Raw genomic sequence first — 22418 nt, forward strand, 5'->3', positions numbered from 1 at the left:
GAGGATTATAATGAAAAAAACTTATAAAATGTTGCTGGCAGGTTTGGCTGCCGTGTCTATCTTCGGCTTAGCGGCTTGCAGCAAGTCAGGCTCAGAGTCTGCTAGTAAGGATAAAAAGATTGATTTTATCCTAGACTGGTCACCCAACACCAACCATACCGGCCTTTATGTAGCTCAAGAAAAAGGCTACTTCAAGGAAGCAGGCGTGGATGTGGATATCAAGTTGCCACCGGAAGATAGCAGTTCGGATCTGATTATCAACGGCAAGGCACCTTTTGGTATTTACTTCCAGGACTCCATGGCTAAAAAACTGGATAAGGGCGCAGAAATCACAGCTGTCGCGGCCATTGTAGAACATAATACTTCGGGCATTATTTCCAAGAAATCTGCAGGGATCACAAGTCCTAAGGATCTGGCTGGCAAGAAATATGGCACCTGGAATGATCCAGTGGAGCTGGGCATGCTCAAAACCTTGGTCGAAAGCCAAGGCGGTCAGTTTGATGATGTAGAGAAGGTTCCAAATAACGATTCCAACTCAATTACGCCGATTGAAAATGGCTTGTTTGATGCAGCCTGGATTTACCACGGCTGGGACGGTATCATGGCTCAAACTCAGGGCATGGACACGAATTTCTTTTATATGAAGGACTATGTCAAGGAGTTTGACTATTATTCTCCAGTGATTATTGCCAATAATGACTATCTGAAGAAGAATCCGGACGAAGCGAAAAAGGTTCTACAGGCTATCAAGAAGGGTTATCAATATGCCATGGATCACCCTGAAGAAGCGGCGGATATTTTAATCAAGCATGCGCCAGAGTTGAAAACTAAGCGTGACTTTGTCTTGGCTTCTCAAAAATATTTGTCCGAGCAATATGCATCGGATAAGGACAAGTGGGGTCAGTTTGAGGCTAGCCGCTGGAATGCCTTTTATAAATGGGCCAAGAACAACGGCATTGTGAACAATGACTTGAGTGACAAGGGATTTAGCAACGATTATATAAAATAATGACAGAAATTAAACTTGAAAATGTAAGCTACGCTTATGATGAGCAGCAGATTTTGAAAGATATCAGCCTACAGGTGGAAGCAGGTCAGGTCGTAGCGATTTTGGGCCCTAGTGGAGTCGGTAAAACGACCCTCTTTAATCTGATTGCTGGGATTTTGGAAGTCCAGTCGGGCAGGATTGTCCTAGACGGGCAGGAAAATCCCAAGGGCAGGGTGAGTTATATGCTGCAGAAGGACTTGCTGCTGGAGCACAAGACGGTCTTGGGCAATGTCATCTTGCCCCTGCTAATCCGAAAAGTATCCAAAAAGGAAGCGACGGAGCAGGCAAGTCAGATTTTGAAGGAGTTCGGGCTCTTTGATGTGGCAGACAAGTATCCACATGAGTTGAGCGGGGGGATGCGGCAGCGCGTGGCTCTGCTGCGGACCTATATGTTCGGTCATAAGCTATTTCTTCTGGACGAGGCCTTTAGTGCCTTGGATGAGCTGACCAAGATGGAGCTGCACGCTTGGTATCTGGATATTCATCGTAGGCTAGGCCTGACGACTCTCCTCATTACTCATAGTATCGAGGAAGCTCTGGCTCTCAGCGACCGTATCTATATCCTGAAAAATCGGCCTGGACAAATCGTAGCAGATCTCCAACTGACTTGGTCAGACAGCGAGGATAAAGAACTGCAGAAGCTGCGATACAAGCAGGAGATTTTGAAGCTTTTGGGGCTGTAAGCTGCCTTTTTTCTAAAAATGACTTTAATCAAGCCTCTGGGCTTGATTTTTTGTAGAATAGTCTTTACTTTTGACTTTATTCATGGTACAATAGCCTTTGTGTGAAATAGCAGCAGGAAAGCATGAAGCTCGTCAACAGGTGTCTTATAACAAGTAACCTTGGCTGTTTAGGCGAAGGGCATCTGCACGAATCAGGGCTTTCTAAGTGACTATTTCCACCGAAATATTTTTATTTTTAGGAGGACATACATATGTCACGTTATACAGGACCATCTTGGAAACAAGCTCGTCGCCTTGGCCTTTCACTTACAGGTACAGGTAAAGAATTGGCACGTCGTAACTACGTACCAGGACAACACGGACCAAACAACCGTTCTAAATTGTCAGAATACGGTTTGCAATTGGCTGAAAAACAAAAACTTCGTTTCACTTACGGTGTAGGTGAAAAACAATTCCGTAACTTGTTCGTACAAGCTACAAAAATCAAAGGCGGAATCCTTGGTTTCAACTTCATGCTTCTTTTGGAACGTCGTTTGGATAACGTTGTTTACCGTCTTGGTCTTGCGACTACTCGTCGTCAAGCTCGTCAATTCGTAAACCACGGTCACATCCTTGTTGACGGCAAACGCGTTGATATCCCATCATACCGCGTAACTCCAGGTCAAGTGATCTCAGTTCGTGAAAAATCATTGAAAGTTCCAGCAATCCTTGAAGCAGTAGAAACTACTCTTGGACGTCCAGCATTCGTATCATTCGACGCTGAAAAATTGGAAGGTTCATTGACTCGCTTGCCAGAACGCGACGAAATCAACCCAGAAATCAACGAAGCACTTGTCGTTGAATTCTACAACAAAATGCTTTAATTTCTATTGGAAATTTATTCAGAAGCCGTTTTTGGCTTCTTTTTTATTCGATTAACAAAAAGAGGCTGGGATATCTTGTCCCAGCCTTTATTAGTTGTTGAGTTTTATAGCATCTTTAAAAGAAGATTAGCCATTTGTTCCGGGCTTTCCTTACTGCCTCGGGCGATCCACATCTGGTAGACGCCAAAGAAGGCATTAACGAGGTAGACGATGCCGTATTCCTTTTCGATTTGATTGAAAGCTTTATTGCGAAACCGTTCCTGTAGGATTTGGGAAAGTAAGGATTGGAGCTTATGGCGTAGGAAATTTTGGATTTCTCTAGTGCCGTTTTCCGTCAAGAGGGCAGCCAGAAGAGGCTCTTGGGTCAGGAATTGAAAGACCTCTGTGATAGCGACTGCTACATCTTCACGATTGTGCTCAAAGATGTATTCTAGTTGATGAAAGAGCCCTTGCTGATAGCGCTCAATCATATCATATTTATCTTTGTAGTGGGTATAAAAGCTACTGCGACTGATGCCAGCAGCTCGGGCCAATTCGACTGTCGTAATGTGGTCAAAAGATTCTTGATGCAATAAGTCAACCATAGCCTTCTCAATGATAGCCTTGGTTTTCTTACGTTTATTACTTTCTGTCATTTTAATCTTTCCTTTGTTATTGAATTATACAAAATTAGACAATGTGTACAAAAAAAGATTTTTCTGCTTGCCTTAATTTTTTTATTGTGTATAATCTATTATATCAAATTTTTAGACAATGTGTATAAAAAAGGAGAAAAGATGTTCAAAGAATGGAAAGCGATCTTCAAAAAACCGAAGATTATTGTAGTCATGCTGGGGGTTGCCTTGATTCCAGCCTTGTATAATGTGATTTTTTTGAGCTCTATGTGGGATCCGTATGGCAAACTTTCTGATCTGCCAGTAGCGGTGGTCAATCAGGACCAGAAGGCAAGCTTATATGGAAAAGACTTGTCCATTGGTTCAGATATGGTTCAAGATATGAAAAAAAATGCAGCGCTGGATTTTCATTTTGTGGATAAGGATCAGGCAGAGAAGGGACTGGAAAAGGGCGACTATTACATGGTGGTGACTCTTCCTAAGGATCTATCAGCCAATGCGGCTAGTATCTTGAGCAATCAGCCTAAGCAAGTTACGATCCACTACCAAACATCCAGTGGTCATAGTTTTATCGCCAGCAAAATGAGCGATTCTGCCATGACTTCGATGAAGCAATCGGTCAGTCAGAAGATTACAAACAGCTATGTGACAAGCCTTTTTGCGAGTATGGATAAGCTAAAAGGTGGACTTGGAACAGCCGCAGATGGCACAGCTAAATTGGCCGAAGGCAGTCAGGAACTGGCAAACGGTAGCCAAAAGCTGTCTACTAACTTGGAAAGTCTAGCTCAGTCTAGCCTCACTTTCTCAGATGGAGCCACAGCGCTGTCAACTGGTCTGGTAGCATACACAAATGGAGTGGCTCAGATCAATGCCGGCTTGCCGACTTTTACTAGCAAGATGACGGAATATACAGATGGAGTTGGGCAGCTTTCAGCTGGTGCCAGTCAATTAACCGCTCAGTCACAAACATTACTGAATGGAACCAACCAACTAACGGGCAATTCACAGGAATTAGTCGCTGGTGTGGAGCGACTAAACAGCGGTTTAGCAGAACTGCAATCATCTGTTAATAGTAGTGTTGCTGCTAATCAAGAAAAGGTTGCTCAGTTGACGACAGGTCTAGATCAGCTCAATACAGCTATTCAGAATGCCACATCGGGAACGAGCTTGCCAACGGAAACAATTGCGGCTTCTCTCACAACGATTGTGACCAATGCCCAGTCTTTGGCAAGTAGTGCGCAAAGTGATCGGGCTGCAGCCGTGGCCGCTTTAGAAGGCACAGCTGCTTACCAGAAACTTTCTGCCAGTGAGCAAGAAGAACTAAAAGCAGCTCTAGCAGGTGGTGCTGATTCTAGCAGTAGTGCAGCGGCAGCTATTGTACAGGAAGTCCAAGCTATCCAAACGAATCTGCAAGGACTGCAAACGGCCAGTGGTCAGGCAAGTCAGCTGTCGGCAGCAGCCAACCAAGTCCTGCCAGGTGCTTCAGCTATGATTAGTGGTCTCTACGGTGGCTTGGGTCAGGTAAATGACGCCTTGTCCTCTGCCAGCACTGGTTCAGCGACCCTTTCTCAAGGCATTACGGCTTATACAGGTGGCCTTTCTCAAGTAGCTCAGGGAGTAGCGGCTTATACTACAGGGGTCGACCAGCTTTCTCAAGGAGCGGCTAATTTAGCGAGCCATAATGACCAAGTGACTTCAGGAATCGGTCAAATCAGCTCAGGCCTCTCTCAATTAAATGATAAATCATCTACTTTGGTCGCAGGTATGCAAACATTATCTACAGGTGCTACTCAAATGGCAGATGGTTCTCAGCAGTTAGCGACCGGTGGTCTCACTTTAAGTAGTGGGCTGGGAGACTTGTCAGTCGGTGCCCAGACTCTAAATACAGGGTTGACGGATGCCAAGGGTCAATTATCTGAGCTTTCAGTGACAGAGGACAATGCGGCAGCCCTGGCTGGCCCTGTCAATCTGAAAAAGACAGATAAAGATCAAGTCGGTAAAAATGGTGTTGGTATGGCTCCCTACATGATTTCTGTTGCTCTTTTTGTGGCGGCGATTTCGACCAATGTTATTTTTGGCACGCTCCCTTCTGGTCAGGTGCCAGCTTCTCGCAAAGCTTGGCTCAAGGCTCGTCTGGAAGTCAATGGCTTGATTTCTGTTTTGGCAGGTATCTTGGTTTATGGAGCGGTTCATTTGATTGGTCTTGAGGCCAACTACGAATGGATGACGCTTGCCTTGACTATTTTAGCCAGCATGGCCTTTATGGCGGTTGTGACGACTCTGGTCACTTGGGATAGTAAGGTCGGGGCCTTTATCTCCTTGATCCTCTTGCTCCTGCAGTTGGCTTCCAGTGCTGGTACTTATCCGCTGCCCCTGACGGCGGAAATCTTCCAAATGCTCAATCCAATCTTGCCAATGAGCTATGCGGTGTCAGGACTGCGGGAAACGATATCGATGAATGGTCAAATCGGTGGGCAACTAGCCTTCCTGTCCGCAACTTTACTGATTTTCATGGCTTTAGGTACAATGGCCTATCGTCCTGATAAGAAAGAAATTATTTAAGATAGAGAAGAGCGCAGACTATTTTCTCTTCGAAAGGAACAACTTGGTTTTGTGAACAGAACCAAGTTTTTTTGTTTCACGTGAAACAGTAGAGAATTTTGCTGTGTAGATTTTCTCCACAAGTCTATGTTATTCGCTATGAAAATATGAATGTTTTGTTTTCTTTAAGTTTTCTTTAGCCTTGCTTTAAGTTTTCATCCGTAAAATGGCTCTAGTTACAAGAAAGACAGGGGGAGAATCCATGGCTAAAAAGACATTTAAAGATAAATTTCAACGATTTGAAACCAAATACATTATTTCCAAAGAAACTTTGGCCGATTTACTGACCGAGTTTGAAAGTCATCTGGTGGAGGATGAGCATGCTTACTCGACCATCCATAATCTTTACTACGACACCCCGACCTATCAAATGATTCGTGAGTCCTTAGAAAAGCCTTATTTTAAAGAAAAATTGCGCGTGCGGACCTACGATGAAAATCCGAAAGAAGACAGTCAAGTCTTTTTGGAAATCAAGAAAAAAGTGCGCAAGATTGTCTACAAGCGCCGAATTTCGACAGATTTAGTAGCTGCCGAGGCTTACTTGGAGGGCGATCACAGTAAGATTGAAGATTGTCAGATTCGTGAGGAAATCGACTGGCTGGGTCAGCGCTACGGTGGCCTGCAGCCCATGATGTATATCTACTACAATCGTTATTCTATGAAGGGGATTGAGGATCCCAATGTTCGGATTACCATTGACCACGATTTGACCTACCGCAACTATGATTTAAGCCTTTTGAATGGTCATTACGGGGAAAATCTTCTGCCGAATCATCATGTGATTATGGAAGTCAAGGTGCCAGGAGCCTATCCGCTCTGGCTGAGTGAGATTTTGGATCGCCATCAGGTCTTCCCAAGCTCCTTTTCCAAATACGGGGTTGCTTATAAGAAAACGACAGACTATAAAGGAGTTGTAAATCATGCTTAGTCACTTATTTTATGATATTTTTACCGATACGGCCGTAGATCCGGCTATGATGATGCTGGCTATCGGAGTATCCTTGTTTTTGGGCTTAGTCATTGCCAAGGTTTACCAGTTTAAGACAGTTTACAGCAAATCCTTTGTGATGAGTTTGGCGCTCTTACCGACCTTGATTGCAATTGTGATTTTCTTGGTCAATGGAAGTTTGGGAGCAGGGGTTGCCGTCATGGGGGCCTTCAGCTTGATTCGTTTCCGTTCCGCACCAGGAGGGGCCAAGGAGCTGGTGTCCATTTTCCTAGTCATGACAATCGGGATTGCCATCGGAATGGGCTATCTAGTCTTTGCGACCGTCTTTACCCTCATCATGTCGCTCGTCATGCTGCTGCTTGAAGTGGTCAATTTCGGACAGATGAAGCATTCCATGCGCCAGCTGACTATCGTCATACCAGAAAGTCTGGACTATGAAAGCATTTTTGATGATATTTTCAACAAAGCTGCCAATCATGTTGAACTGGCTAATGTCAAAACCTCTGATATGGGGAGTTTGTTCAAGATTAAATACATCATTCAGCTGAATGGTCGAATGACCGAAAAAGAACTCATCGATGCCCTGCGCACGCGCAATGGAAATCTAGAGATTGCCATTAGCCGCTATATCACGAAAGAAAATGAATTATAATTAGAAAGAGGCTAATCATGAAAACAGGCAAGAAAAAAATATTTCAGAAAATAAAACTAATGGTGCCCCTAGCGCTAATGACTGTCACCTTGGGAGCTTGTAGCGTGACCAGCCAGTCCAGCACTAGTACGAGTGCTAGTGCCACGACCACTCAAACAGCTACCAGTACGACAAAGACAGATACATCTAGCTATTTCACGGATCGTGATCAGGATGCTTCTTATGATGAGTCGACAGCGACCAAGATTAGCTTGAGCGGCTCTACAGCCAAGACATCTGGTGACGGAGCGAGCGTTTCTGGGTCCACAGTGACCATTACGGCAGCTGGAACCTATGTCCTCTCTGGTAGCAGTGAAAATGTGCAGATTGTTGTCAAGGCTGGCGATCAAGACAAGGTACAAATCGTATTGGATGGTGTGACCATGACAGGGACAGATGCAGCGATTGTGGTAGAAAATGCGGATAAAACCTTTATTACCCTAGCTGAAGGCAGCAAGAATAGCATTTCTGACTCGGCCAATCATACCAATACTGACTACGATGCGGCCATTTACAGCAAGGACGACTTGACCTTTAACGGCTCAGGCAGTCTGACCATCGAAGGAAAATACGGTAACGCGGTCGAGTCTAATGATGACCTGCGCATTACAGGCGGGACTTATACGATTAAAGGCTATAAGAATGGCTTGTCAGCCAATGATGCCATCAACATCAAGGAGGCTAGTCTGGATATTACCGCGACGGAGGATGCGATCCACTCTGATAATGATGAGGACACTTCGCTCGGAAATCTCTATATCCAGTCTGGGACCATTACGATTAATGCTGGCGATGACGGCCTTCATGCTAGCAATGCAGCGGTGATCGACGGTGGCACCATCACAGTCAAGTCCAGTGTCGAAGCTTTAGAGGGAACAAATGTTACGATTAATGGCGGTACACTTGATCTTTATGCGACGGATGATGGAATCAATGCAGCTGGTACGGCGACTGGGGCTGAGATTTTCATCAAGATTACTGGTGGTGACATCAAGGTTGAGGTCGGCCAAGGCGATACAGACGCCCTTGACTCCAACGGGGATATCATCATGACAGGTGGAAACTTAGCTATCACATCCACTGTGTCTGCCTTTGACTTTGATGGTAAGGCTACCTATACGGGCGGGACTATCACGGTCAATGGGCAAACCCGAACCGAAATCACAGCCGATGGCCCTGGTGGTGGCGGTGCCCAAGGCGGACAAGGTGGCGGTCCCGGTGGACATTGATTAGAAAAAAATCTAAGCAGAGATTGTGCTTAGATTTTTTGTTTAAATCGGCATAAAATGTACAAAAATGATATACTAGTCTCAATAATGACGAGGAGCAATACGATGAGAAAAACGGCTATTTTTGAAGATGTTGTTTCGATTATGACCCAAGATTCTGCAACTAAAAAGGATATTGACGGTGCGGATCCGACTGGTTTTCGCGAATGTATTTCAGACGATATGAGTGAAAAGGATTTTCTTTATCAGGTTCAGACTTATCTAGCTAGCTTCGGAGTTATCGGCCACGTAGCTTTTCGGGAGAAATATGCTAAACCAAAAGGTTTTGTTCTACGTTCAACAATCCAAGGACTTTATGTTGAGCAGGCTAATGCAGATACGAATTTGCAGGCGGGCGATCAAATTGTGAAACTGGATGGACAGCATCTAGAAGAGTTTTATAGGATGCACCGAGCGTATTTTACCAGTTCAACGCCTGAGCGAAACTACCGTGAGTGGAGCGAGTTGATTTCAAAAGCTAGGCAAGTGACTGTTTTGCGAGCAGGAGTAGAGCAAATCCTTTCAGTTGAGCCTAGCCAGAATCCTGTAGAGAGTCGATTTGAATGGAAAGAGTTAGAAAAGGGTGTTATTTATCTCCGTTTGGATGACTTTAGGAACGAGAAAGCCATCAACAAACTCTATCAGGAAGCACAAGATACTATCAAGAGGGCTGCTTGTCTGGTGATTGATGTCCGTCAAAATACTGGCGGGATGGACTCGCTGTATTTTCCCCTGCTCCACTATGCTCTTTCTGAGGGGCAAGTCTATTCTGACTTGGGTAGGACTGATGAAGGGATGGAAATTCTCTACACAGAGCGGAATGTTGACCTGCGTTTGAAAGATTTTGAAGCCTACGTGCAGCAGGAAGGGATTAATCAGGAAACGAAGGATTTGTTGGAGATAATCATGCAAGACCTGCAGGCCAATCGGGGCAAAGGCTATGTCAAATTTGGAGGCGAGGACAGGGAAATGTTTCCTAATGTGAAAGGAGGAAGCCATCCTGAGAAGATTTTTGTCTTGGCAGATGTCTACTGTGCTTCGTCGGGAGACAATTTTGTCCAGATGATGAAATGGTTTCCTAAGGTGACGGTTCTGGGGCGCCCGACTCTTGGAATACTAGATTATTCCAACTGCTGTCAGGTAGATTATGGTGACTATAGTTTGAACTTTCCAACTTCACGCGCTCTAGCACTTGATAAGGGACAGGGGATGACAGACAAGGGGATTGAACCAGACATCCTTATTCCTTGGACAGTTGAGCATCTGGAGCGGGATGTGGATTTGGAGCGCTGTTTAGAGATGATTCATGACTTTTAGATATCAAAAACGACCTTTTGTTTGGAGGTCGTTTCTTGTTTATTCGTCAATTTTGATAGACATCGTCTCCGTATCCACAGTCACTTGAGCACCGATGGTGATGGTAAAGAGTGGCTGAGTATGGGCAAAGTCCAAGTCATAGAGGACGGGAATTTGTTTGAGAATCGGATGTTTGTCCAAGATATAAAAGAGCAGCTCCTCTGTCATCTGGCATTCTTTTGGAAAGCGGCCGATGAGAAGGGCATGTGGGTTGGGATAGGCCTGAAGGAGGGCGGCAAGATTGCGGTCAAATTCCACATAATCATCTTCCTCCGCCTCTTCAACAAAGAGGACGTAGTTTTCATCTGTCGGGGTATAGGGTGTCCCACGCAGAAGTGAGAAGGTGGAAAGATTACCGCCGATAACAGTGGCTTGGGCTTGTCCGTGATGATAGACTTTCCACTCTGTTTCATGGAAGGTCAGTGAGGCATCGGGCAGATACCAGGCATTGTCGCCCCATTTTTCACTAGGAGTCAATTCATAAGAAGTCTGGCTGATGGCCTTGAGCCAGCTCTCGGTCTGATAGTCCTGCAGGGCATCCATCTTAAAGCTAGAGTAGGACGGTCCCATGTAGGTTTTCATACCAGTCTTGCTATAGATCGCGTTGAGCAAAGCTGTTGTGTCTGAGTAGCCACAGAAAATTTTAGGATTTCTAGCAATCAACTCAAAGTCCAGATAGGGCAAAAGCTCATTGCAGTTGAAACCGCCGATGGTGGCCAGAATAGCATCAACTGAGTCATCCGAAAAGGCAGCATGAATGTCTGCCACCCGACTTTCGATGGAGGCAGAGCCTAGTATATCATTTTCCAGATAATGCTCCGAAAAAGACACGGTAAATCCTAGCTTTTCCAAGCGCTCCTTGGCGGCTAGATTGGCCTCAAAGCCGCCAAGGCGTTCGATTGACGACGAGGGACTGACGACCCGAATGTGCATGCCAGATGTGAGTTTTTTCATAGAAACCTCCTTGTGATAAATTTTATAGAGTATCATAACATAAAGGCTATAGGAAGTAAAGGTAGGATTAGAGAGAATGACCATAAAAAACGGAACCAATCAGGTTCCGTTCTATTTTTAATGACTAATCTCAATACTGCCGGTGCTGGTGCGGGCGGTCAGCTTGGCTTGAGCTTGTTCATTGGTATGAATGACTCGATCGCCTATGAAGTCCTCTTGGTCGTGGCTGGTCTGCATGTCCTTGGGCAGTTCAATGTCACCTAGGTCTGTTTGCAGGTCCAGTGAGATGGCTTTGTAGGTCTCTTCGGCGAGATGGAGATCGATGGAGCCATTGCTGCTGGACATGTTGATATTGCCCTTGAGGGTCAGTTTATCACTAGTGATACTACCGTTGGAGAGACTGATTTGAGTATCGGTCAGGCTGGTTTGGATTAGCTCGATGCTACCGTTAGCACTTTCAATGCTGCCGCTCTTAATTTGGCTCTGACTGAGTTCGATCGAACCATTACTGAGATCGGCTTTTATTTTTTTGATTGTCAGGTCATTGATTGATAGGCTACCGTTAGCCAAACTGGCCTTGACCTGCTCCAAGTTCCTTCCCTTAGGTAGGCTTAGAATGATTTGTTGAGTCCTTTCAAAATCTCCATTTATCAAGCCCAGTAAAGAGCGTAGACCGCTGTTAATGTTGATAAAAAAGCTGGATTCCTTAATGTATAAACTACCGTTTTCAGCCTTGCTACTGATTTTTTCGGATGTCTTGCCATCTCCTTGATAATAGGTCAAGTGAACCTTATCATCGGGTGATTCTCCAATCACAACCGAGCGGTTGCTCAGGTCTAGATTTAAGGAATGGATATTGTCATAGGTTTCTTCTTGCTTGGCCATCTTGGTGCTAGTGGCTGAGCTCCTTACCAGATCTTGCAGACCACCACTTGCTAGCCCTGCCAGTATGAGGCCTAGACCCAGAAGACAGGCAGCTATAGCAATACTGAGTATGGTTTTTCTTACTTTAGACATGACGGCCTCCTTTCCGTGCCAAGACTTGGGCGAGTTTGACAAAGCTGAGTTTGATAAAGCGAAGGATAGGACCAATGCTGAGATAGAAGAGTCCAGCCAGTCCCAAGGCTAAAAGGCTCATACCCAAACTAAGGGCAAAAGCAGGAATCGAAGTGGTCATGCCGAGAGTCAGGCTGTCCCAAATCAGACTAGCCCCTAGGAGAAGCATAGCAAAGGTAAAGACGGCCATGACAAAAGCAAGGACACTAACGAGGAGGAAGAAAGTGAAAATCAAAGTCAAAGCCAAAATTAATAGAGGAATTGCTAGTGGAGCCACCAAGATGGACAGAATAGCAATCTGGACGATCTGCTTACTATTTTTGACGGAGCTAGCTTCTTGACTGTCTTCTTCTATTTTCTTGTCCAGAAGATTGATGATAATCTCGTGAGCCGCTTCTTTGGGACTACCCAGCTCAGCTATAGCTGCTGCCTCTCCCTCTAGACCGACCTCGTCAAAGTACTCGGTGAAGTAGTCCATGGCTTCTTGATAGTCTTTTGCTGGCAACTTTTTCAAATAGTTATCTAGTTGAGCTAGATATTCAGTTCTTGTCATGGCGAACACTCCCTTCGATAATGCCCTTAATCATGCTGGTATAAAGCTCCCATTCATTTTTGAGCCGAACCAGTTGTTTCTGACCTGTTGGGGTCAGAGAGTAATATTTTCGTTTTCGACCTTGATATTCCTGAGAGTAAGTTGCTAAATACTGACTCTTTTCCAATTTTTTCAGGATAGGATAAAGCGTGGACTCCTTGATATCGGCAATGAGCTTGATGGTCTGGCTAATCTCGTAGCCGTAGGAATCTTCTTTATCTAAAATCGCTAAAATCAGAAATTCTATCAGGGTAGAAGATGTAGGGAAATACATGTACTACCTCCTATATATAAAAATATTATATATAAACTTTCTACATATAGGATACCGCCTTTTGAACTAAAAGTCAAGCAATATATAGAAATTTTACTTATAGATATTGAAAAGGATTTCATCCTTGAAAAATAAGGGAAGTAACTCTTTTTCTCTTTATTTCCTTACAAGAACTTTACACAATTGATAGCTTTTATATTGAAATCTTTCTCTATAAAATGGTAAAATAATCTATGTCTATCTAAAAAAGATAAGAGTGAATGAAATGACGAAATATAAGACGATTTATAAGTTTGTAGGGCAGACATTGCTATACTTTGTGATTTTCGTAGCCCTGCTTTATTTCTTTAGTTATCTTGGTCAAGGTCAAGGTGGCTTTATCTACAATGAATTTTAATGTAAGAGAGTACTATACACATGTCAAATACAGCAATTACAGATATGATTGAAGCGATTGAGCACTTTGCTCAGACGCAGCCAGATTTCCCTGTCTACAATGTCCTCGGACAAGTCCATACCTACGGAGATCTAAAGGCCGACTCCGATGCACTGGCAGCCAAGATTGATAGCTTGGGGCTGGCTCCCAAGTCACCAGTCGTTGTTTACGGTGGTCAGGAGTATGAAATGCTGGCTACTTTTGTGGCCTTGACCAAAGCTGGTCATGCTTATATTCCTATTGATAGTCATTCAGCCTTGGAGCGCGTGACTGCTATTTTGGAAGTAGCCGAACCAAGCTTGATTATTGCCATTGCGGATTTTCCGCTGGCTGATACAGATGCAGCCATTCTCAGTCTGGAAGAGGTTCAAGCGGCTTACGCAGAAAAGACTGCCTATGAGATGAGCCATCCTGTAAACGGCGATGATAATTACTACATCATCTTTACTTCTGGTACGACTGGCAAACCTAAAGGTGTGCAAATCTCTCATGATAACCTGCTTAGTTTTACCAACTGGATGATTACAGACAAGGAATTTGCGACACCGAGCCGTCCGCAAATGCTGGCACAACCGCCTTATTCTTTTGACTTGTCAGTTATGTACTGGGCACCGACTTTGGCGTTGGGAGGGACTCTCTATGCCCTGCCTTCTAGTCTGACTCAGGACTTCAAGCAGCTATTTGAAGCGATTCTCAGCCTGCCTGTAGCAATCTGGACTTCTACACCGTCCTTTGCGGATATGGCCATGCTTTCGGAAGATTTTAACAGCAAAAAAATGCCAGGCATTACGCATTTTTACTTTGATGGGGAGGAGCTGACGGTCAAGACAGCTCAGAAATTGCGGGAGCGTTTCCCTGAGGCTCGTATTATCAATGCCTATGGCCCGACCGAAGCAACGGTGGCTCTGTCTGCAGTTGCCATCACGGATGAGATGCTAGCGACCCTCAAGCGTCTGCCAATCGGCTATACCAAGGCAGATTCACCAACCTTTGTCATTGATGAAAATGGGCAAAAATTGCCAAATGGTCAGCAGGGGGAAATCATTGTCTGTGGCCCAGCCGTATCCAAGGGCTACCTCAACAATCCTGAAAAGACAGCTGAAGCCTTCTTTGAATTTGAAGGGCTACCAGCCTATCATACAGGTGATGTGGGGACGATGACTGATGAAGATCTCCTACTCTACGGCGGTCGTATGGACTTCCAGATTAAGTTTAACGGCTATCGCATCGAGCTAGAGGACGTATCTCAAAACCTCAATAAATCCAAGTATATCGAGGCGGCAGTAGCAGTGCCACGTTATAATAAGGACCACAAGGTTCAAAACTTATTGGCCTACGTTATTTTGAAAGACGGTGTTGCAGAGCAATTTGACCGCGAAATCGATATTACCAAGGCTATCAAAGAGGATCTACAGGATATCATGATGTCTTATATGATGCCATCGAAGTTCCTCTATCGGGAATCTCTGCCCCTAACACCAAACGGCAAGATTGATATCAAGGGGCTGATTAGTGAGGTCAACAAGTCATGATGGATTTCTTGAAACAGCTTCCTCATCTGGAGCCTTACGGAGACCCACAGTATTTCCTTTATCTTATCTTGGCTGTTTTGCCAATCTTTATCGGACTTTTCTTTAAAAAACGCTTCCCAGTCTACGAAGCCTTAGTCAGCTTGGCTTTTATCGTCTTGATGCTGACGGGTCCCAGTCTGGCGCAGCTTTATGCCCTACTCTTTTATGTCGTCTGGCAGACGATTTGGGTTTATTCTTATAAATTCTACCGCAAAAAGCAGGACAGCAAGTGGATATTTTATTTGCATACAGCATTGGCGATCCTGCCCCTATTCTGGGTCAAGGTCGAGCCAGCTATCAGTGGCCATCAATCACTCTTTGGCTTTTTGGGAATTTCCTATTTGACTTTCCGCTCAGTTGGTATGATTATTGAGCTGAGGGATGGCGTGCTGACTGATTTCAGTCTCTGGGAATTCCTCCGCTTTATGCTCTTTATGCCTACTTTTTCTAGTGGCCCTATTGATCGTTTCAAGCGTTTCAATGAAAATTATCTCCAAATACCAGAGCGCGATGAGCTTCTGGATATGCTGGAGCAGTCGGTCAAGTATATCATGCTGGGCTTTCTCTATAAGTTTGTCCTGGCCCATATCTTTGGCCACATGATTTTAGGGCACGTCAAGACCTATGCCCTCTATACTGGCGGTTTCTTCAATCTGGGGACGCTAGGCGTCATGTATGTCTTTGGTCTGGATCTCTTCTTTGACTTTGCTGGTTATTCGATGTTTGCGGTGGCCATTTCCAATCTCATGGGCATCAAGAGTCCTAACAACTTTGACAAGCCTTTTGTTTCACGCGATTTGAAGGAATTCTGGAATCGCTGGCACATGAGCCTGTCCTTCTGGTTCCGAGACTTTGTCTTTATGCGCTTGGTCATGGTGTTCATGCGTAATAAGGTCTTTAAAAACCGCAATACAACTTCCAGTGTAGCCTATATAATCAATATGTTGGTCATGGGCTTCTGGCATGGTGTGACCTGGTACTATATCGCCTATGGCCTCTTCCATGGTCTGGGCTTGGTGGTCAATGACGCTTGGCTCCGTAAGAAAAAGACCATCAATAAAGAGCGTAAAAGCAAGGGACTGCCAGCCCTGCCTGACAACAAGTGGACCCAAGCGCTGGGGGTTGTTATCACCTTCCATGTTGTCATGTTCTCATTCTTGATCTTCTCAGGATTTTTGAATGACCTTTGGTTTAAAAAATAAAATGTAAACGAGGAAACTATAATGGATGTAAAAGCAGAAGTAATTGAAATTATTGACGAATTATTTATGGAAGATGTTTCGGACATGATGGACGAGGATTTGTTTGATGCTGGTGTTTTGGACAGCATGGGGACAGTAGAGCTGATTGTTGAGCTGGAAAACCGTTTTGACATCCGCGTGCCAGTGTCAGAGTTTGGCCGCGATGACTGGAATACAGCCAATAAAATCGTTGAAGGCGTAACGGAGCTTCGTAATGCTTAAACGACTCTGGCTGATTCTAGGGCCGGTCTTCTGCGCCTTGGTCATGGTTGCCCTGCTCTTTTTCTTCTATCCGCTTGAGAAAAAGCACGATGTGGAAGCAGAGAAGCGGGCAGCTGTGACCCTTACAGCAGAAACGTTCAAAAGCCGTAGCAAAAAAATGACGGCCCTGACAGATCAAGATACCCGTTTTGTGCCCTACTTTGGCTCCAGCGAATGGCTGCGCTTTGACAGTATGCACCCAGCTGTTTTGGCTGAAAAGTATGACCGCAATTACCGACCTTATTTTCTAGGACAGCGGGGGGCGGCTTCGCTCAACCAATATTTTGGGATGCAGCAGATGACCTCTGAGCTGGAAAATAAGACGGCTGTCTATGTCGTTTCTCCGCAATGGTTTACCAAAAAAGGCTATGATGCGGCGGCTTTTCAGCAGTATTTCAATAGCGATCAGCTAGCTGGTTTTCTTAGCTGGCAGGATGGTGGAGTAGGCTCCCAGTATGCAGCCCAGCGGCTTTTGCAGCTCTATCCCAACATTGCTATGGGGGATATTGTCAAGAAAGTTGCCGATGGAAGCCAACTGACTTCTTTTGAACAGCAGTATATCCATACCATGAGTCGGATTTATCAGCGGGAAGATGCTTTTTTCAGCACGTTTGCTGCTGGTAATAATGGCAACTATGACACGAAGGTTTTACCTCAGCTTTCCCGTCTTCCAGATGAATTCTCTTATGAAGAATTGGAAAAACTGGCTACGGCAGATGCTGTCAAGCAGACCAATAACAATGATTTAGGCATCGATAACGACTTTTATAAGAAGCGTTTAGCTAGAAAAATCAAGAAGTTCAAAGGCTTCCAATCCAAACAGTCTTACGAAAAGTCTCCTGAGTACAATGATTTGCAGCTAGTTTTGGAACAATTTGCCAAATCCCATACCAATGTTATCTTTGTCATTCCACCGGTCAATGCCAAATGGATGGCCTATACTGGATTGAGTGAAGAGATGTACCAGCGGACAGTTGAGAAAATTAAGTTCCAGCTGGAGAGTCAAGGTTTTACAAATATTGCTGACTTTTCTAAGGACGGCGACAAGCCTTACTTCATGCAGGACACGATCCACATGGGCTGGAATGGCTGGCTGGCTTTCGACAAGGCTGTCGATCCTTTTGTGTCTAATCCTCAACCTGCTCCGAATTATCAGATCAATGAAAAGTTCTTCAGTAAGGAGTGGGCTAATTACACGGGTAACTACGAGGAATTTGTCAAATAAGGTAATAGGCTGGAAGGAGAAGACATGATTCGCTTGGCGGAAATGCAGGATATCCCAGCGATTTTAGCAATTTTTGATCAGGCTAGGGAGTTTATGCGGACTATGGGAAATCCCAGTCAGTGGCCGGCTTCCTATCCGAATCATCAGCTGGTAGAGGAAGATATTCGGGCGGGTCACTGCTATGTCTTTGAAGAGGCTGGGCAAGTTGTTGGAACTTTTGCGTTCATCATCGGACCAGATCCGACCTACCAAGAAATTGAAGGTGCTTGGCATTTTTCAGAGCCTTACGGTACAATCCATCGTATCGCTTCAAATGGACAAGTAAAGGGTCTGGCTCATCAATGTTTTGACTTTTGCCTGCAGCAAATCCCTTATCTCCGCATCGATACGCATGCGGATAACCAGCCGATGCAAGCAGCCATTCGCCGCTACGGTTTTAGCCAGTGTGGTACGATTTATTTGCCAGATGGCAGCCCTCGCCTTGCCTATGATTACCATCAATAAAAAATCTGCTCAAGGGCAGATTTTTTTGCATTATAGTAAAACGTATTCCTCAATAACTTTGGCGACTCCATGCTGGTTGTTGCTTTTAGTGACGACTGTTGCCTCAGCTTTAACTGCTTCAGGGGCATTGCCCATGGCAACTCCCAGACCAGCCAGTCGCAGCATCGGAAGGTCATTGAAGTTGTCTCCAATCGTCATGACCTGCTCCAGCGGAATCTGGTAGTGTTTGGCCACTTCCAGAAGGGCCTGCTCTTTTGACACTTGTTTATGTGTGACTTCCAAATAGTTGTCCTTGGACAGGTAGAAGGCTGTATTTGGAAAATCCATCGTTTGCAGGTAGGCATGGAGCTGCTGGATAACAGCTGCATCATCAATCAACAGCAACTTATGGGCTGGGATGAGCACATCCAGAACAGGCAGTAGAATATTTTGAATAAGAGGTTGCTCACCTGTAATCTCGGCTTCAATTTGCACCCACCGATCCAAACGGTCAGCAATCCAATCTTTACCAGAGTAGAGATTGATGGAAACACTAGGAAACTTAGTTTTGACCAGTTCCAGAAAAGTGCGAATTTCTTTTTTATCCAATGGATGCTCGATAATGGTCTCGTAATCTTGCGGGTCACCCTTGATGACCAGAGCACCGTTGTAGCAGGCTAGTGGGTTATCACCCAGCCCTAGCTTGCGCGCAATTGGCTCCATGCCCAGAGGAGAGCGGGCAGAGGCTAGGACAAAGGGGATGTTTTCTTTTTTCAGCAAGGGAATCTGCTCCCTCAGCTGCGGATCTACTTGGTGCTGATCATCGAGAATTGTACCGTCAATGTCGCTGACAATCAAACGAATAGGTTGCTTGGTCATGGTTCTTCCTCCATAAGCTATAAAATGAAATCTTGTCGAACTAGTAAATAATGGTGACTTCCCCAGCCAGAAGAGCTTCTAGCTCAGGGCTAGGTTTTTGATCAGTGATCCAGTAGTCAAAATCGCTGATATTTCCTAAAATATAGGTTGACTCTTTCTTAACTTTGGCCTGCTCAGCCAGCAGAATCTTTGTCTTGGCCTGCTTGAGAGCTAGCTTCTTCAGATAGGTATCTTCCTGATCTTCAAAGCTGATTTGGCCATTTTTCAGACCTGCAGCTCCTATGAAGGCTAGATCAAAAGAAATATCTCTGAGCAGCTCGGCTTCATTGAGAGCGTAGTAAAAACGATTTCTCGGATAGAACTTCCCACCTAAAAGATGGAAAGCAACCTGCTCCTGATCGCTCAGCATGATGGCATTATCCAAAGAATGAGAAAAAATCGTCATCGGTTGCTGAACTTGCTGAGCCAGCTTGAGAATCACCGTTGATACATCAAAGAAATTGACCTGATTGGGTTTGAGAAAGTCCAGAGCCTTGTGAGCAATGGCCTTTTTTTCTTGGTTTAGTTGGCCGACACGGTCGTTGAAAGAAGGAATTTGCCGACCATTTTCCAAAGGAATAATCCCGCCATGGGTGCGTTGGACCAGTTTTCGCTCGCTCAAAATTGAGAAATCACGGCGAATAGTGTCCTTAGAAACCTGAAAATAATCCACCATATCCTTGGCCGCCAGCTGCCCTTTGTCCTCCAAAAGTTCCAGCATTTTTGAAAGCCGCTGTTCCTGATACATGTTCTTTATCCTTTCTTCATCTTTCTAAGATAATCATAATACACAGTTTAAGTTTTTGCAAGTATTTTTAATGATTTTTAAGTATTTTTATTAAAAATAAGAAAAGTTCTTTTGAAATTATGTTATAATCAAATGAAAATCAAGTAGGTAAGATGAGGGAAAGATGATATCAAGCAAATTTCAGCGACTAATGGAAGAAGATACAGTTGCTACTGCCAAGGTTCTTTTAGGCATGCAGTTAATTTTGGACGGTCAAGTCTTGGGACGAATTGTTGAAACAGAAGCTTATCTAGGTAAGCAGGACAGTGCCTGTCATTCTGCCGATGGACGCCGCTCCCCTAAAAATGAATCCATGTATCTGGCTGCCGGCCATTGGTATGTCTATCAGATTTACGGCCATCAGATGCTGAATCTGGTGACCAAGAGTGAAAATATCGCCGAGGCTGTCTTGATTCGGGCTTTGGAATTGCCAGATGGTCACCTTTTGGCCAATGGACCTGGAAAATTAACTAAATATGCTGGCATTGACAAGCGTTTTGACGGTCAGAGCTTAGCGGGGTGCTTGCAGCTAGACGAGGATTGTAAACCTGTCCAAATCGGGAGCCGACCGCGGATTGGAGTCACCTGCACAGACGCATGGCGGCAAGAGCCTTTAGGTTTTTATGTTGTGGGCAATCGCCATGTTTCTAAAATTGCTAAGAAAAATCTATTAGCCGACCAAGAAACTTGGCAGCAAAAAACTCCTGATGGAGAATCAGAAGTTTTATAGAATCTTGTCAAATTTTTCTATGTAAAAGAGGCTCATGGTCATGATGATGGTCAGACCGAGGAGGATGAGGATGGCTGGTGTCCAAGAATGGAATAAATCAAAGCTGTAGCCAAAGAGGCTAGGGCCGAAGGCAGCTAGGATGTATCCTCCAGTTTGAGCCAGTCCGGATAGTTGGGCCGTTTGCGCAGGCGTAGAGGTCTTGAGGGAGAAGGTCACCATGAGATAGGGGAAGAGGGCGCTGACAGACATACCAATGAGCAGATTAAGAATCAGCCAATAAGCAAAGAAATCTGTCCGAATCAAGAGCATGGTAATGCCGATCAGACCTGCCGCAGAAACCAGGCTAATCATGACCAGACGTTGACGAGCTTTCAAGCGCGCTGTCAAACTAGGAATGGTCATTGAAAAGGGCAGGCTAATCAGAGAAAAGACCGCTGCTAGTAGTCCGGTCGTATCAGTAGAAAGGCCAGCTTGCTGCCCCAAGGTTGGCAACCAAGTCATACTGGTATAAAAGAGTAGTGACTGTAAGCCACCAAATAAAATTAAGGCCCAGACTCTTGGATTTTTTAGAAGAGCTCCTTGCTCTTGCTTTCCTTGTTGTTTAGCCACCAAGCGATGGCTATATTTGACATTGGGCAGCCAAACCAAGAGAATCACAAAGCAAATCAAGGTTGATATCCAAATGAGACCTTGCCAAGAGCTCATTTGTACGATGGGAACAGCCAGAGCAGACAGAATCGTGATCGACAGCCCCATTGATGTGATATAAAGAGTCGTCAAAAGACCGACACGATGCGGCTGATTGGCCTGAATCAAGCTCGGAAGAAGGACGTTTAAGACAGCAATAGCCGCTCCTAAAATAATAGTTCCCGTATAGAGTAAGGGGAGATTAAACACGCGAATCAGCGAGCCTAGAGTTAGCACGAGTAAAACAAGAGCAAACAGTTTTTCCAAGCTCATCTTTTGCGCCAAGCGTGGAGCAAAGACTGAGCAGAGGGCAAACATGATCAAGGGCAGACTGGTCAAGAGGCCTAGGGAACTAACTGGAACCTGTAGCCCCTCAGCAATATCTGTCAGAACGATAGGCAAAACAGTAAAAGGAGTCCGTAGTGCTATCCCGATCATCACTATACCTGGAATTAAAAATGGTGAGTGTTCTTTTTTCATAAATAGTCAATCTCCTTTCGTACGTCAAGGAACGATTATACCATATCTTTTTAGAAAATGATAGGTGAATTGCGGCTTAGTCCATCAAGTCCAGAAAATAACGAGAAATCGTTTCTTCGTCAACCTGATTTCGTTGCTGCAGCCACCAGCTGACCGTCTCTACAAAAGTTGACGTCACATAATTTTTTAAAAAGTTGTCTGGCAGATGGCTCTTTTCCTGCAACAATTTCTGCTGGATCATGGGAAAGAGATAGCGCTCTAGCTCGATTTTCAAGCGGTTGATGAAATAAGTATTTTTAGCCAAGAGGAGGGTGGCTATCCGATCCTGATTTTTCCGAAAGTGATGAAAAATATGAGCTGTCGCTTCAAACAAATCGCGTCCTTCAGATCGCTCGATAAAGGTATGCTGAAAGAGATCTTGGCAGAGTTCCTCCAGCAGGGTTTCTTTTGTCTCAAAGTGGCTATAGAAGGTGGAGCGTCCTACATCTGCCAGATCAATGATTTCCTGAACGGTGATGCTTTCGTAGCTTTTCTGATTGAGCAGGCTGATAAAGGCTTGGTAAATGGCTGCGCGTGATTTTTTTACTCGTCTATCCATGGAAATTCCGTACAAAAAGAGCTTTTTGTCTGCTAAGAGACAAAGGGCATGA

24 protein-coding genes are annotated in these 22418 nt (G+C 44.8%); 15 read left to right on the forward strand and 9 right to left on the reverse strand.

Going from position 1 to position 22418, the window contains the following annotated elements:
- Positions 1-10: 10 nt before the first annotated feature.
- From FZ954_RS09020 to rpsD, 3 genes are all read left to right on the forward strand, one after another.
- Positions 11-1009, forward strand: coding sequence for an ABC transporter substrate-binding protein (locus FZ954_RS09020; RefSeq protein WP_187423359.1), 999 nt, complete (start codon positions 11-13; stop codon positions 1007-1009).
- Positions 1009-1731: an ABC transporter ATP-binding protein gene (locus tag FZ954_RS09025; RefSeq protein ID WP_148878132.1), complete on the forward strand. Its 723-nt coding sequence runs from the start codon at positions 1009-1011 to the stop codon at positions 1729-1731. The genes FZ954_RS09020 and FZ954_RS09025 overlap by 1 nt, the downstream gene beginning before the upstream one ends.
- A gap of 251 nt (positions 1732-1982) precedes the next feature.
- Positions 1983-2594, forward strand: a complete 612-nt coding sequence (rpsD, locus tag FZ954_RS09030; protein WP_148878133.1) for a 30S ribosomal protein S4 — start codon at positions 1983-1985, stop codon at positions 2592-2594.
- Between the two features lie 104 nt (positions 2595-2698).
- Here rpsD and FZ954_RS09035 read toward each other — a convergent pair whose 3' ends face one another.
- Positions 2699-3229, reverse strand: coding sequence for a TetR/AcrR family transcriptional regulator (locus FZ954_RS09035; protein WP_005591417.1), 531 nt, complete (start codon positions 3227-3229; stop codon positions 2699-2701).
- A 141-nt stretch (positions 3230-3370) separates the two neighbouring features.
- On the opposite strand from FZ954_RS09035, the gene FZ954_RS09040 reads away from it, so the two are divergent.
- From FZ954_RS09040 to FZ954_RS09060, 5 genes are all read left to right on the forward strand, one after another.
- Positions 3371-5770 carry a YhgE/Pip domain-containing protein gene (locus FZ954_RS09040; protein WP_148878134.1) on the forward strand — a complete coding sequence of 800 codons (2400 nt, stop codon included), beginning with the start codon at positions 3371-3373 and terminating at the stop codon, positions 5768-5770.
- A 241-nt stretch (positions 5771-6011) separates the two neighbouring features.
- A complete protein-coding gene (locus FZ954_RS09045) occupies positions 6012-6737 on the forward strand; it encodes a polyphosphate polymerase domain-containing protein (protein ID WP_148878135.1) in 726 nt (241 codons plus the stop codon).
- Entirely contained in the window at positions 6730-7410 is a 681-nt protein-coding gene (locus FZ954_RS09050) for a DUF4956 domain-containing protein (RefSeq protein WP_148878136.1), read from the forward strand. Before FZ954_RS09045 ends, FZ954_RS09050 begins: the two co-directional genes overlap by 8 nt.
- 17 nt (positions 7411-7427) lie before the next feature.
- A complete protein-coding gene (locus tag FZ954_RS09055) occupies positions 7428-8678 on the forward strand; it encodes a carbohydrate-binding domain-containing protein (RefSeq protein ID WP_148878137.1) in 1251 nt (416 codons plus the stop codon).
- A 105-nt stretch (positions 8679-8783) separates the two neighbouring features.
- Positions 8784-10034, forward strand: coding sequence for a S41 family peptidase (locus FZ954_RS09060; protein WP_148878138.1), 1251 nt, complete (start codon positions 8784-8786; stop codon positions 10032-10034).
- A 39-nt stretch (positions 10035-10073) separates the two neighbouring features.
- Here the strand turns inward: FZ954_RS09060 and FZ954_RS09065 are convergent, their stop codons facing one another.
- From FZ954_RS09065 to FZ954_RS09080, 4 genes are all read right to left on the reverse strand, one after another.
- On the reverse strand, positions 10074-11027 hold the full coding sequence (locus FZ954_RS09065) for a S66 peptidase family protein (protein ID WP_148878139.1): 954 nt from the start codon (positions 11025-11027) through the stop codon (positions 10074-10076).
- A gap of 117 nt (positions 11028-11144) precedes the next feature.
- Positions 11145-12044: a DUF4097 family beta strand repeat-containing protein gene (locus tag FZ954_RS09070; RefSeq protein WP_125379147.1), complete on the reverse strand. Its 900-nt coding sequence runs from the start codon at positions 12042-12044 to the stop codon at positions 11145-11147.
- Positions 12037-12636 carry a DUF1700 domain-containing protein gene (locus FZ954_RS09075; protein ID WP_148878140.1) on the reverse strand — a complete coding sequence of 200 codons (600 nt, stop codon included), beginning with the start codon at positions 12634-12636 and terminating at the stop codon, positions 12037-12039. Before FZ954_RS09075 ends, FZ954_RS09070 begins: the two co-directional genes overlap by 8 nt.
- Positions 12623-12949, reverse strand: a complete 327-nt coding sequence (locus tag FZ954_RS09080; RefSeq protein ID WP_125379145.1) for a PadR family transcriptional regulator — start codon at positions 12947-12949, stop codon at positions 12623-12625. Before FZ954_RS09080 ends, FZ954_RS09075 begins: the two co-directional genes overlap by 14 nt.
- Before the next feature lie 265 nt (positions 12950-13214).
- Between FZ954_RS09080 and FZ954_RS09085 the strand changes: the two genes are divergently transcribed.
- The 6 genes from FZ954_RS09085 to FZ954_RS09110 are packed head-to-tail and all read left to right on the forward strand — an operon-like array spanning position 13215 to position 18187.
- Positions 13215-13346, forward strand: a complete 132-nt coding sequence (locus tag FZ954_RS09085) for a teichoic acid D-Ala incorporation-associated protein DltX (protein ID WP_005591428.1) — start codon at positions 13215-13217, stop codon at positions 13344-13346.
- Between the two features lie 20 nt (positions 13347-13366).
- Positions 13367-14917, forward strand: coding sequence for a D-alanine--poly(phosphoribitol) ligase subunit DltA (dltA, locus tag FZ954_RS09090; protein ID WP_148878141.1), 1551 nt, complete (start codon positions 13367-13369; stop codon positions 14915-14917).
- Positions 14914-16158, forward strand: a complete 1245-nt coding sequence (gene dltB, locus FZ954_RS09095) for a D-alanyl-lipoteichoic acid biosynthesis protein DltB (RefSeq protein WP_148878142.1) — start codon at positions 14914-14916, stop codon at positions 16156-16158. Before dltA ends, dltB begins: the two co-directional genes overlap by 4 nt.
- A 21-nt stretch (positions 16159-16179) precedes the next feature.
- Positions 16180-16419, forward strand: coding sequence for a D-alanine--poly(phosphoribitol) ligase subunit DltC (dltC, locus tag FZ954_RS09100; RefSeq protein WP_005591431.1), 240 nt, complete (start codon positions 16180-16182; stop codon positions 16417-16419).
- Complete coding sequence (dltD, locus tag FZ954_RS09105; protein ID WP_148878143.1) at positions 16412-17683, forward strand: D-alanyl-lipoteichoic acid biosynthesis protein DltD; 1272 nt, start codon at positions 16412-16414, stop codon at positions 17681-17683. The genes dltC and dltD overlap by 8 nt, the downstream gene beginning before the upstream one ends.
- A 24-nt stretch (positions 17684-17707) precedes the next feature.
- Positions 17708-18187, forward strand: coding sequence for a GNAT family N-acetyltransferase (locus tag FZ954_RS09110; RefSeq protein WP_148878144.1), 480 nt, complete (start codon positions 17708-17710; stop codon positions 18185-18187).
- 30 nt (positions 18188-18217) lie between these two features.
- Here FZ954_RS09110 and FZ954_RS09115 read toward each other — a convergent pair whose 3' ends face one another.
- Together FZ954_RS09115 and FZ954_RS09120 are read right to left on the reverse strand one after the other, a co-directional pair.
- Complete coding sequence (locus tag FZ954_RS09115) at positions 18218-19045, reverse strand: Cof-type HAD-IIB family hydrolase (protein ID WP_148878145.1); 828 nt, start codon at positions 19043-19045, stop codon at positions 18218-18220.
- A gap of 40 nt (positions 19046-19085) precedes the next feature.
- Positions 19086-19832, reverse strand: coding sequence for a DeoR/GlpR family DNA-binding transcription regulator (locus tag FZ954_RS09120; RefSeq protein ID WP_187423360.1), 747 nt, complete (start codon positions 19830-19832; stop codon positions 19086-19088).
- Positions 19833-19995: 163 nt separating this feature from the next.
- Here FZ954_RS09120 and FZ954_RS09125 point away from each other — a divergent pair, with 163 nt between their 5' ends.
- Positions 19996-20601 carry a DNA-3-methyladenine glycosylase gene (locus tag FZ954_RS09125; protein WP_148878147.1) on the forward strand — a complete coding sequence of 202 codons (606 nt, stop codon included), beginning with the start codon at positions 19996-19998 and terminating at the stop codon, positions 20599-20601.
- On the opposite strand, the gene FZ954_RS09130 is transcribed toward FZ954_RS09125, so the two are convergent.
- On the reverse strand, positions 20596-21768 hold the full coding sequence (locus FZ954_RS09130) for an MFS transporter (protein WP_148878148.1): 1173 nt from the start codon (positions 21766-21768) through the stop codon (positions 20596-20598). The two genes, FZ954_RS09125 and FZ954_RS09130, sit on opposite strands and share 6 nt — an antisense overlap.
- Before the next feature lie 76 nt (positions 21769-21844).
- On the reverse strand, positions 21845-22366 hold the full coding sequence (locus FZ954_RS09135) for a TetR/AcrR family transcriptional regulator (RefSeq protein ID WP_148878149.1): 522 nt from the start codon (positions 22364-22366) through the stop codon (positions 21845-21847).
- Positions 22367-22418: the final 52 nt, after the last annotated feature.

It is taken from the genome of Streptococcus sp. Marseille-P7375 (assembly GCF_902460365.1).
Classification (GTDB): domain Bacteria; phylum Bacillota; class Bacilli; order Lactobacillales; family Streptococcaceae; genus Streptococcus; species Streptococcus cristatus_I.